This window comes from Bacteroides ovatus (assembly GCF_001314995.1).
Classification (GTDB): domain Bacteria; phylum Bacteroidota; class Bacteroidia; order Bacteroidales; family Bacteroidaceae; genus Bacteroides; species Bacteroides ovatus.
Genome location: NZ_CP012938.1, coordinates 4,902,832 through 4,915,234, shown reverse-complemented (window position 1 = coordinate 4,915,234; position 12,403 = coordinate 4,902,832). Strand labels below are relative to the sequence as shown.

6 protein-coding genes are annotated in these 12,403 nt (G+C 43.6%); all 6 read left to right on the top strand.

The window, feature by feature from the left end:
- Positions 1-133 precede the first annotated feature (133 nt).
- The 6 genes from Bovatus_RS18585 to Bovatus_RS18560 all read left to right on the top strand — a co-directional run bounded on the left by Bovatus_RS18585 (position 134) and on the right by Bovatus_RS18560 (position 12,298).
- Entirely contained in the window at positions 134-2,350 is a 2,217-nt protein-coding gene (locus Bovatus_RS18585) for a glycoside hydrolase family 97 protein (protein WP_004299757.1), read from the top strand.
- A gap of 105 nt (positions 2,351-2,455) precedes the next feature.
- Complete coding sequence (locus Bovatus_RS18580; RefSeq protein ID WP_004299756.1) at positions 2,456-5,503, top strand: SusC/RagA family TonB-linked outer membrane protein; 3,048 nt, start codon at positions 2,456-2,458, stop codon at positions 5,501-5,503.
- A 29-nt stretch (positions 5,504-5,532) separates the two neighbouring features.
- Positions 5,533-7,143 (top strand): starch-binding outer membrane lipoprotein SusD, encoded by a 1,611-nt coding sequence (gene susD, locus Bovatus_RS18575; protein ID WP_004299755.1) that lies wholly within the window; start codon positions 5,533-5,535, stop codon positions 7,141-7,143.
- Positions 7,144-7,178: 35 nt separating this feature from the next.
- Positions 7,179-8,351 carry a SusF/SusE family outer membrane protein gene (locus Bovatus_RS18570; RefSeq protein WP_004299754.1) on the top strand — a complete coding sequence of 391 codons (1,173 nt, stop codon included), beginning with the start codon at positions 7,179-7,181 and terminating at the stop codon, positions 8,349-8,351.
- Between the two features lie 25 nt (positions 8,352-8,376).
- Positions 8,377-9,858, top strand: a complete 1,482-nt coding sequence (locus tag Bovatus_RS18565; protein ID WP_004305043.1) for an Outer membrane protein SusF domain-containing protein — start codon at positions 8,377-8,379, stop codon at positions 9,856-9,858.
- Between the two features lie 163 nt (positions 9,859-10,021).
- Positions 10,022-12,298 carry an alpha-amylase family glycosyl hydrolase gene (locus tag Bovatus_RS18560; protein ID WP_004299752.1) on the top strand — a complete coding sequence of 759 codons (2,277 nt, stop codon included), beginning with the start codon at positions 10,022-10,024 and terminating at the stop codon, positions 12,296-12,298.
- Positions 12,299-12,403 lie beyond the last annotated feature (105 nt).

The following is a 12,403-nucleotide window of genomic DNA, read 5'->3' as shown; positions in this document are numbered from 1 at the left end:
TACTAGCATTTATACAAACTTGTATTTTTATTCTAATCAAGCAAAAAAGTGAAGGTGGTTGCTACATTTGCAATATCCGAAACAAACAGGAATAGAAATATCGGTTAGCTTACAATTTAATACCATAAATAGAATGAAAAAGAAAAAGTTTTTTTCGATCATCGCATTCCTTTGCATCTCATTCATTGCGAATGCACAACAGAAACTGACCTCACCGGATGGCAATCTGGTTCTGACCTTTCAGGTTAACAAAGAAGGCGCACCAACCTACGACTTGACTTACAAAGGCAAGGTGGTAATTAAGCCGAGCACTCTCGGACTGGAATTGAAAAAAGAAGATAATACCAGAACCGACTTTGACTGGGTAGACCGCAGAGACCTCACCAAGCTCGATTCTAAATCCAATCTTTATAATGGCTTCAAGCTGAAAGATGCGCAAACGACTACCTTTGACGAAACCTGGCAACCAGTCTGGGGAGAAGAAAAGGAAATCCGCAATCAGTATAACGAACTGGCAGTCATTCTGTTTCAGCCAATGAACGACCGTTCCATCGTTGTTCGCTTCCGCCTGTTCAATGATGGTTTGGGATTCCGTTATGAATTTCCGCAACAGAAATCACTGAACTACTTCGTTATCAAGGAAGAACATTCCCAATTTGCCATGGCAGGCAACCATATCGCATACTGGATACCGGGCGATTACGACACTCAAGAGTACGACTACACCATCTCCCGTCTATCGGAAATCAGAGGTTTGATGCAACAGGCGATCACTCCAAATTCTTCTCAAACCCCATTTTCACCGACAGGTGTACAGACGGCACTGATGATGAAAACAGATGATGGTTTATACATCAATCTGCACGAAGCCGCTTTGATTGATTATTCTTGTATGCACCTCAATCTGGACGACAAAAACATGATATTCGAATCCTGGCTGACACCGGATGCAAAAGGGGATAAAGGTTACATGCAGACTCCGTGCAACTCTCCGTGGCGTACGATCATCGTCAGTGATGATGCACGTAACATTCTCGCCTCCCGCATCACCCTCAACCTGAACGAACCTTGTAAGATTGCAGACGCCGCCTCCTGGATTAAACCGGTGAAATATATAGGCGTATGGTGGGACATGATTACCGGAAAAGGTTCCTGGGCTTATACAGATGAACTGACCAGCGTGAAACTTGGCGTTACAGACTACTCCAAAACCAAACCGAACGGCAAACATTCTGCCAATACAGCTAACGTGAAACGTTACATCGACTTTGCCGCAGCCAACGGATTTGATGCAGTGCTGGTAGAAGGTTGGAATGAAGGATGGGAAGACTGGTTCGGCAACAGCAAAGACTATGTATTTGACTTCCTGACTGCATATCCTGATTTCGACGTACAGGAAATCCATCGTTATGCCGCAAGCAAAGGAATTAAAATGATGATGCACCATGAGACTTCTGCATCTGTTCGCAACTACGAACGTCACCTGGATAAAGCTTACCAATTCATGGTAGACAATGGATATAACTCGGTTAAAAGCGGTTATGTGGGTAATATCATTCCACGCGGAGAACATCATTACGGTCAATGGATGAATAATCATTACCTGTATGCCGTGAAAAAAGCCGCCGATTATAAAATCATGGTCAATGCACACGAAGCAACCCGTCCAACCGGTATCTGCCGTACATATCCCAATCTGATCGGTAATGAATCCGCACGTGGAACAGAATATGAATCATTTGGAGGAAATAAAGTATACCACACGACGATTCTGCCTTTCACACGCCTGGTCGGTGGTCCGATGGATTACACTCCCGGCATCTTCGAGACTCACTGTAACCAGATGAATCCGGCAAACAACTCCCAGGTACGTTCAACCATTGCACGCCAACTGGCATTGTATGTCACCATGTATAGCCCTTTGCAGATGGCTGCCGATATTCCGGAAAACTACGAACGCTTTATGGATGCTTTCCAGTTTATCAAAGACGTCGCTCTCGACTGGGACAAAACAATCTATCTGGAAGCAGAACCGGGAGAATACATCACAATTGCCCGCAAAGCAAAAGGAACGGACGACTGGTACATAGGCTGCACAGCCGGTGAAAACGGCCACGACTCCCAATTAACGTTCGATTTCCTGGAACCGGGAAAACAATACGTCGCTACCGTATACGCAGATGCCAAAGATGCCGACTGGAAAGATAACCCGCAGGCATACACCATCAAAAAAGGTATCTTGAATAATAAAAGCAAACTGAATCTGCACGCTGCCAATGGCGGTGGATACGCAATCAGTATCAAAGAGGTGAAAAACAAATCAGAGGTTAAGGGATTGAAAAGACTATAAATAAAGGATAGTCTTAAAAAAAGTGTTTTCAATAGGTATTTTTAAAGAAACTTTTAAGAGAGAGAAATAATATTACTATATTGTTAACTTTAATTTTTTAAATGCATGAAGCAAGTTAAATTTAGAATCGTTCAAACGATTCTCCCCTTGTTAATAGGGATGTTTTTATCATTGGGCGCTTATGCACAGCAAATCACAGTCAAAGGACATGTGAAAGATGCTATGGGCGAACCCGTGATTGGCGCCAATGTCATTGCCAAGGGTACCACAACGGGTACCATCACTGACTTTGACGGTAACTTCACATTGAATGTTCCTCAAAATTCTATTCTGTCCATTACATTCGTCGGTTACAAAGCAGCAGAAATTAAAGCAGCTCCTTCGGTAATGGTCACACTGGAAGATGACTCTCAAGTATTGGACGCCGTAGTCGTTGTAGGTTACGGAACAGTAAAGAAAAACGACTTGACGGGATCAGTTACTGCCATCAAGCCGGATAAAATCAGCAAAGGAGTAACCACCAGCGCACAGGATATGATAACAGGTAAAATAGCCGGTGTGAATGTAATTTCCAGCGGTACTCCGGGTGGAGGAGCTACGATTCGTATTCGCGGTGGTTCATCATTGAACGCCAAAAACGATCCGTTGATCGTTATCGACGGACTGGCAATGGATAATAGCGGTGTGCAAGGTTTGACTAATCCTTTGGCAATGGTAAATCCGAATGACATCGAAACTTTCACTGTTTTGAAAGATGCTTCGGCCACCGCCATCTATGGTTCACGTGCTTCTAATGGTGTGATTATCATCACTACAAAGAAAGGGAAAGCAGGCAGCAAACCACAGGTGAACTATGAAGGTAACGTTTCCGCCGGTATACTGCAAAAGACAATAGACGTAATGGATGCCAATGAATTCAAAGGATACGTATCCAAACTTTATGGTGAAGGAAATGCTCCAAGCCCCTTCGGTGAAGCAAACACTGACTGGCAGAAAGAAATTTTCCAGACAGCCGTTAGTACAGACCATAACGTGACTGTAAGCGGTGGTTTGAAAAATATGCCTTATCGTGTTTCTTTCGGTTACACCAATCAGAATGGGATCCTGATGACATCTAATTTCGAGCGTTATACCGCCTCCGTCAATCTGACACCCTCTTTCTTTAAAGATCACCTGAAGTTCAATATCAATGCTAAAATGATGTGGGCCAACCAACGTTATGCTGACGACGGGGCTATCGGCGCAGCTTTGACCATGGACCCGACCCAACCTGTATATGACTCTTCGGACATGTACAAAAACTTCGGTGGATTCTACCAACCGACCAGTGACGGTAGTTCATATAACGATCCGGAATGGCCGCTTACACTGGAAAGTAATTCAACCGCCAACCCTGTTTCCCTACTGAAACTAAAGAAACATACTTCCAGAAACACCAGTTTTATCAGCAATGTAGAAGTAGACTATAAATTCCACTTCCTCCCTGACCTGCATATCCATGCTAACGTAGGCGGTGACTACTCGGAAGGTAAGGAAAAGAATGTAAATTCACCTTATGCCCCGGGCTCTTATTACTATGGTTGGAACGGGACTGACTACGGCTACAAATATAACCTGTCGGTGAATGCCTATGCACAATATTCCAAAGAAATCGGGGATCATTATGTCGACGTAATACTGGGTGGTGAAGAGCAACATTTCCACTATACCGGATATAAAGTCGGACAAGGAACAAATCCGTTAACAGGCGAAGCCTACAATCCGAATCTGCGCTCACAAACAGCCTGGGGACATCACAGTACATTAGTTTCTTATTTTGCCCGCGTAAATTATACATTACTTAGCCGTTATTTGCTGACAGCCACTTTCCGCCAGGACGGTTCTTCCCGTTTCTCTAAAGACAACCGTTGGAGTAGCTTCCCTTCTGTTGCTTTGGGATGGAAACTGAAAGAAGAAAATTTCCTGAAAAACGTAGAAGTATTGTCAGATCTGAAACTCCGCCTCGGATGGGGTATCACGGGTCAGCAGAACTTAGGCGACGATTATGATTTCCCTTATATGGCACTGTACCGCGTCAACGCAGCCGGAGGTTATTATCCTTTCGGGGATACCTATTATGGCACTATGCGTCCTAAAGCTTATAACGAAGACCTGAAATGGGAAGAGACAACGACTTATAACGCAGGTTTCGACTTTGCTTTCCTGAACGGACGTATCTCCGGCTCGATGGATTACTATTACCGGAAAACCGACGATTTAATCAATACCGTAAAGATTGCGGCGGGGACTAACTTTAATACCCAACTGATCAGCAACATCGGTTCATTAAAAAATACGGGGCTTGAATTCACCATCAATGCCAAACCTATTGTAACCAAAGATTTTGTCTGGGACTTGGGATATAACATCACTTGGAACAAAAATGAAATCACTAAACTGACCGGAGGAGATGATTCTAATTACTATGTAGAAACCGGAGGTGTATCTACTGGTATTAGCGGTGCAACCTGCCAGGTACAGAAAGTAGGTTATCCGATGAACTCATTCTTCGTTTACCAACAAGTGTATGATAAGGATGGAAAACCGATTGAAAACATGTTCGTAGACCGTAACGGAGATGGTGTCATCAACGCTTCGGACAAATATATCTATAAAAAACCTGCCGCTGACGTATTGATGGGACTGACTTCCAAATTCACTTATAAAAATTGGGATTTAAGCTTTGCCCTCCGTGCCAGCCTGAATAACTATGTGTACAATGACGTACTGGCCAGTAAATCCAGTGTCGGTAAGGGAGGAATCTTTAATCATGGATACTATTCCAACCGCCCGACAGCTGCCGTGAATCTGGGATTTGAAGGAAAGGGAGACTATTATCTGTCCGATCGTTTCGTTGAGAATGCTTCATTCTTGCGTTGTGATAACATAACAGTAGGTTATAGCTTCAAAAATTTACTGAAGTCCCAGGCTTATAAAGGTATCAACGGCCGTATTTACGGTACTGTACAGAATCCCTTCGTTATCACCAAGTATACAGGACTCGATCCTGAATCGGTTATCAGTTCAGGAAATGATGCCGGAGTAGCAGGTATTGACAGGAACATTTATCCTCATCCGATCACTATCCTGTTCGGGCTAAGTCTTCAGTTCTAAGATTGTAATTTATTAAAAAGTAGACTATTATGAAGTTCAAATATATAAAATCAATAGTTTCAGCAGCGTTGTTCCTTAGCCTGACCACCGGAATTACCTCCTGTATCAATGACCTGGATATATCTCCAATCGATCCTCAGATGACTGCCACCTTCGACCAAGATATGTACTTTACCAAACTATACGCTTCACTGGGACTTACCGGACAAAAATTGAGCGAAGATCCGGATATCGCAGTAAAGGACGAAGGTCAATCCTGTTTCTATCGCGCTCTTTTCACTAACAATGAATATGGCACTGATGAGATGATATGGACCTGGCAAGAAAATGCCGGTATCCCCGAACTAACTTATATGCGTTGGAACTCCTCTCATCAGCAGACAGAAATATTATATAATCGTTTAGCATATAATATCACACTCTGCAATTTCTTCCTGGATCAGATCGCCGGAAAAGAGGATGCTACCTCCGTTCAGCAACGTGCCGAAGCCCGTTTTCTCCGTTCCTTATTTTACTATTATCTGATGGACACCTTCGGAAAAGCTCCTTTCACCGAACACTTCTCCAAAGAGAATCCTCCTCAAAAGACGGCCTCCGAACTGTTCGCTTATATTGAAAGCGAACTGGAAAGCATCGAAAATGATATGAGCGAACCGCGTCAAGCTCCTTTCGGACGTGCCGACAAAGCTGCTTGCTGGTTGCTGCGTGCCCGTTTGTATCTCAATGCCGAAGTATACACCGGACAACCGCGTTGGAATGATGCTATCACCTATGCCGGCAAAGTGCTCGATCCCTCCAATGGATACGGATTGTGTGGAAATTACGAACAACTTTTTATGGCAGACAATGATGAAAATCCCGATGCTAAAAAAGAAATCATCCTTTCTATCCGTCAGGATGGTGTACAAGCAAAGAGTTACGGAGGAAGTTACTTCCTGATTGCTGCAACGCAAAAGAGCGACATGCCGAATCGCGGAACAAATGACCCTTGGGAATGTATCCGTACACGCAAAGCACTGGTTGACAAGTTCTTCGCAAACAGTGAGGATATTCCTTTCACCGAATATACCGATAATAAATGGCAGAATGTGAGAGATGTGCAGGCTGCTGCAAAAGATGAACGCGCCTTGTTCTATACAACCGGTCGCAAAGCCGAACTGGAAAGTGTAGGTAAATTCACCGACGGACTTTCATTTATGAAATGGAGTAATCTGCGCTCGGACGGACAACCCGCTCACGATGCTAAAATTCCTGATACGGACATTCCGTTCTTCCGTTTGGCGGAAGCTTATCTGATTCGCGCGGAAGCCTATTTGAGAGCAGGCGGCGCAAATGCACAACAAAATGCCTGGTTGGATATCAAAGCCCTCAGAGACCGTGCCAAAGCAACAGAAATACCCTCTGCCAATAACCTGACATTAGATTATATTCTGGATGAACGTGCCCGCGAATTGTATCTGGAAGGATTCAGACGCACAGATTTGATCCGTTATGGCTATTTCACCTCAAGCACCTACCTCTGGGATTGGAAAGGCGGTTCCTTTGAAGGAAACGGTGTGAGTTCGATCTATAATCTCTATCCGATACCGAAAACAGAAACGCTGACGAATACAAATATGACTCAGAATCCGGGATATTGATAGAACCTTTATTCACGTTTTAAAGACTGAAAACAATGAAAAACCTATATAAACTATTTACATTGACAATGGGGCTACTAGCTCTGTCCGCCTGTGAAGCAGACCGTGACAGCAACCCTGTGTTGAACGAACCGGATACGTTCGTACTGAATGTGCCAGCTTTTGCTTCCAACAACGTGTACGACCTTAAAAACTCCGAATCATTGGAATTAACCTGTACACAACCGGATTACGGGATTCCGATGGCAACCACTTATTCAGTACAAATTTCACTGGAAGAAATTTTCGTTGACGCTCATGCAGAGACAAATACGGAAGCTAATTATACAACTTTGGGTACTACCCATTCTTCTGCCAAAATGGAAGTGAAAGCTTTAGAATTTGCATTGGCACTGGGAGACTTGTGGAGTGCATCCTCCGATGAAGAATTTCCGACCACTCCCATACCCGTTTATGTACGCCTGAAAGCGGAACTGACCAATAGTGGTCGTGGCATCGCTTTTTCGAATGTAATTGAACTTCCCAAAGTATTGGGATATAAAGCTGTACCGCCTCTCGAATTACCTTCCAGTATATTTATCAATGGCTCGATGGCAGGTAGTAATTGGAGCAACTGGGTGCCTTTGGCAGCAGTAAACGGAATGTCCAAGTTCTTCGGTTTATTCTATTTCGGAGGCACTGATATGTTCAAGTTCGGTACTAAAGAAGGAGAATACATCGGATTCAACGATCCACGTCTGACAATAGCCTCGGATGCATTCACCGGATCGGATGATGGATTTGGCGGACAAAATATCAGCGTTAATGTCACAGGCTGGTATACAGTGATCATGTCTGTAAGCATCAAAGGGACTGATTATGCCTTTACGCTGGATATTGCTCCGGGCGAAGTTTGTCTGATAGGCAATGCTATAGGAGATTGGACATTCGGCGATAAAGGCAAATTCCAAGCACCAACAACGGCAGATGCAGACTTTGTTTCACCGGTATGCACCGGAGGCGGAGAATTGCGTATGTCCGTCAAAGTTCCGGGAGAAGACTGGTGGCGTACGGAGTTCGCTATACCTAATGGAAAAATCGTGTTCCGTGAAAACAAAAGTGTGATTGACAGTTGGTCGGAAATAGGTCCTGAATATGCGATAAACGTTAAGGCAGGGCAGAAAATAAATCTGAACTTTGTTCAGAAAACAGGTTCCGTTACTCAATAATCGTTAACTTTAATAACTGAATATCATGAAAAGATTATCATATATGGCGTGTCTGTTGCTTGCTTCGGCAGCTTTCACCGCTTGCGATGAAGATTTTAAGGACTGGGCTGATCCCCAGTCCAATCCCCAGGAAGAAGCTATAACTGCAATGGTAGATATAACTCCGGTTGCCAGTATGAAACTTGAAGAACAGCCGGGCGATTCTGTGGTAATCGCCTCTGTTTCTTCGATTGCAGAAAACTTCTCACTCACAGCTTGTAATATAGAATTAGTTGCCGAAGGGCAGATATTAAATCTACCGTCAAAAGTAAAAGATGGGAATATAAAAGTCAGGTTGACAGAACTTGACCAAAAAGTGGCAAGTTTGTATAAGTCACAAAAATCTTTAGAGCGCGAAGTCACTTTAAAGCTGACACCGGTAGTCATGACAACCAACGGTGAAGCAACTTCACTGACTGAATACCCGGAAATGCAATCTGCCATCACTCCGGTCGCAACTCCGGCTGTGGATACGGAATACTATATAGTAGGTGATCTAAACAGCTGGCAGATGGACAAATCGACAGCCACAAAGCTCGAAGTAGACAAAGACAATCAGTATCTCTTTTCAGTAGTCGTCGAGTCGGAAGAGAAGTTTGATTTCAAGATTGTCCCGGGAAGTGCGATAGAAGCTCCGGATGCCTGGCAAAGAGCCTTGGGTGCTTCCAAAGTAATAGAAGATCCGGATCCGGGATTATTGGCTTTCAGGGATAAAGAAGGAGCCGACCCGGATAATCTCACCTGCGCCGGCGGAAAGAAAATGAAAATTACGATTAATGTAGAAGATTATACATACACAATCAAGGAGGATCTACCCGAGCACATGTACATCAATGGATCTCCGTACAGTCTTGGGTGGGATTGGGCAGTAGCTCCTGAAATGGTTCCTGTCACACAGACTCCCGGAATGTTCTGGAGTATACAATATTATACGGCGGGAGACCAAATCAAGTTTGCTCCGGTTAGAAAATGGGAAGGAGACTTTGGTTATGACGAAGAAATCTTATCTCCGGAAGCAATTGATTTCGCCGAATTAACATCCTCAGGAGGCAATATTGGCATTGGTAAATCCGGATGGTATCTGGTAATTGTCGCAGTGACTACAGAAGGAAAAACAATTTCATTCCGTTTGCCGGAAGTTTACCTGTTGGGAGGTGTGATTAACAATTCGTGGAATTGCGATGAAACGACCTTGTTCAGGATTCCGACCGATAAAACAAGCGACTTCATATCACCGGCAGCAACCGTTACAGGCATGGCACGTATTTCTACTACGGCTGTAGATGCCGGAGGCTGGTGGAAGAGCGAATTTACACTTGATCTGGCTAATGAAGGCGATGGTACTATCGTTTACCGTGAGAATAAGAACGTATCGGATAATCTAAGCGAACTTGGCTACGAATGTAATGTAAAAGCCGGTCAGAAAGTCCATATTAACTTTACGACAGGCAAAGGTAAAGTCGAATAACTATCAGACACTCTTAAACAGCACAACGAGTAGAATCAATTACGATCATATCTCAAGTCTCCCTCTTCGGGAAAGAGGAGATTTGAGATATGATCGAAATCTGACACACTCAAAGCTAAATATAGTACCACTACATTGGAAGAAGAATTCTAAAATAAGGCTTATGAAAGACTTTAAATATATTTGGCTCCTTTTATTGCTGATACTCAACAGCTTTGGAGCTTGTTCAGATGATGATCCGTTGATGCCGGGCGAGCGTCCTTCGTCCGGAACTGATCCTGCCCCGGAAGAACAAGTTCTCCACGACGGATTTAATTTTGATCCGGCTATTCCTAAAGCGGATGAACCACTGACTATCACCTTCAAAGCACCCGAAGGAAGTAACTTCTATGGTTACGCTGACGACTTGTACTTACACTCCGGAACAGGAGCAAACTGGACAGGTGCACCTACATGGGGAGATAATCAGAATAAATACAGACTGAAAAAGACAAAGGACAATGTGTGGAGTATCACCCTTTCCTCATCTATCCGCCATTTCTATTCTGTTGCTCCATCTACTCCCTTACAGACCATTAACCTGATTGTACGTGATGCGGAAGGTAGCCAACAAACCTACGATTACGCAACTTTAGTAGAAGATAGTCAAAACGGATTTATCTGGGAAGAACCGCAAAAAGCCCCTCTCCCCATATCCGGAGAAGAAAAAGAGGGTATTCATATCCATTCGGCCACTTCGATAATGCTTGTATTATATGATAAGGACAGTCAGGGCGGTCATAAAGATTGTGTATTTGTAACAGGTAATTTCAACAACTGGAAACTGGATAGTCGCTACATGATGAAATATGACGAAACAAACCATTGCTGGTGGATCACTCTGGAGGAATTGACTGCCGGTGAAACACAGTTCCAGTACTTTGTGTACAGTGCTTCGGATGGCGGTACTTACTTGTGCGATCCTTATTGTGAGCAAGCATTGGAAAAGGGAGTGGATACCAACTTTCCCACTGGCGCACAAGCACCTTACGTATCAGTCGTAAGCACAAACCCACAACCCTATCAATGGAGTGCCGGAGAATTTGAGATGAAGAATAAAGAAAATCCGGTTATCTATGAGCTCTTGTTGCGGGATTTTACTTCCAGTGGAAATCTGGCAGGAGCAATGGAAAAGCTGCCTTACTTAAAAGAACTGGGAATAGATGCTATCGAACTGATGCCTGTACAAGAATTTGCAGGTAATGACAGTTGGGGATACAACACCGGACTATACTTTGCACTGGATGCCTCGTATGGAACTCAAAATGAATATAAAGCTTTTATTGACGCCTGCCATCAGAATGGAATCGCCGTTATTTTCGATGTAGTCTACAACCATACGAACAATGATAATCCGTTTGCCCGTATGTACTGGGATACGTTTAATAACCGCCCTTCCACTAAGAATCCATGGCTGAACGCTGTAACACCGCATCAGAAGTATGTTTTTTCACCGGATGATTTCAATCACACTTCAGAACAAACAAAAGCTTTTGTCAAACGCAACCTGAAATATCTGTTAGATACTTACCACATCGACGGTTTCCGTTTCGATTTCACCAAAGGTTTCACACAGAAACAGACAACAGGTGATGATGATTTGGCGGCAACCGACCCTGCTCGTGTATCAGTACTGAAAGAATACTACGAAGCCGTAAAAGCTGTCAAAGAAGATGCAATGGTTACCATGGAACATTTCTGTGCAAATGAAGAAACAACTTTAGCCACAGAAGGAATTCATTTTTGGAGGAATATGAACCATTCTTATTGTCAGTCGGCTATGGGCTGGAAAGATAATAGTGATTTCTCCGGATTATATGACACCACCCGTCCGAATCAATTTGTGGGCTATATGGAAAGTCATGACGAAGAGCGGTGTGCCTATAAACAGATTGAATACGGAAATGGAGCCTTAAAAACCAACCTGTCCGAACGGCTCAAACAGTTATCATCCAACGCCGCATTCTTCTTTACGGTTCCAGGTCCGAAAATGCTTTGGCAATTCGGCGAAATGGGGTATGATATTTCAATAGACGAAAATGGACGTACCGGAAAGAAACCAGTCCTTTGGGAATATCAGACAGAGCGTAAAAGCTTGGTAGATATTTATACAAAACTAATCACTCTACGGACAACACACTCCGATTTATTCAACGCTTCTTCTCAATTTACCTGGAAAGTCAGTTATAATGATTGGGATAATGGACGTACACTGACATTGAAAGCTGTGAATGGGAAACAACTTCATGTGTATGCGAATTTCACCAATGCATCTATCGATTATACTATTCCTGAAGGTACATGGTATCTATATCTGGAAAATGGGAATCCCGTGGAGGGAGAAAAAAAGATCAGTGTTCCTGCACACGAGTTCCGCTTATACACCAACTTTGCCGAATAACGAGCGGGTGTTTTGAGCAGAAAGGAAGATTTAACTAATAAGCATTGAAGATTCTCTAACGACAAAGGCACAAAGATGGCAGGTTATTTTTCTGCTACTTCTTTG

Coding starts and splice junctions, on each gene's coding strand:
- Bovatus_RS18585 (WP_004299757.1), top strand. CDS start 134: ATGAAAAAGAAAAAGTTTTTTTCGATCATCGCATTCCTTTGCATCTCA.
- Bovatus_RS18580 (WP_004299756.1), top strand. CDS start 2,456: ATGAAGCAAGTTAAATTTAGAATCGTTCAAACGATTCTCCCCTTGTTA.
- susD (WP_004299755.1), top strand. CDS start 5,533: ATGAAGTTCAAATATATAAAATCAATAGTTTCAGCAGCGTTGTTCCTT.
- Bovatus_RS18570 (WP_004299754.1), top strand. CDS start 7,179: ATGAAAAACCTATATAAACTATTTACATTGACAATGGGGCTACTAGCT.
- Bovatus_RS18565 (WP_004305043.1), top strand. CDS start 8,377: ATGAAAAGATTATCATATATGGCGTGTCTGTTGCTTGCTTCGGCAGCT.
- Bovatus_RS18560 (WP_004299752.1), top strand. CDS start 10,022: ATGAAAGACTTTAAATATATTTGGCTCCTTTTATTGCTGATACTCAAC.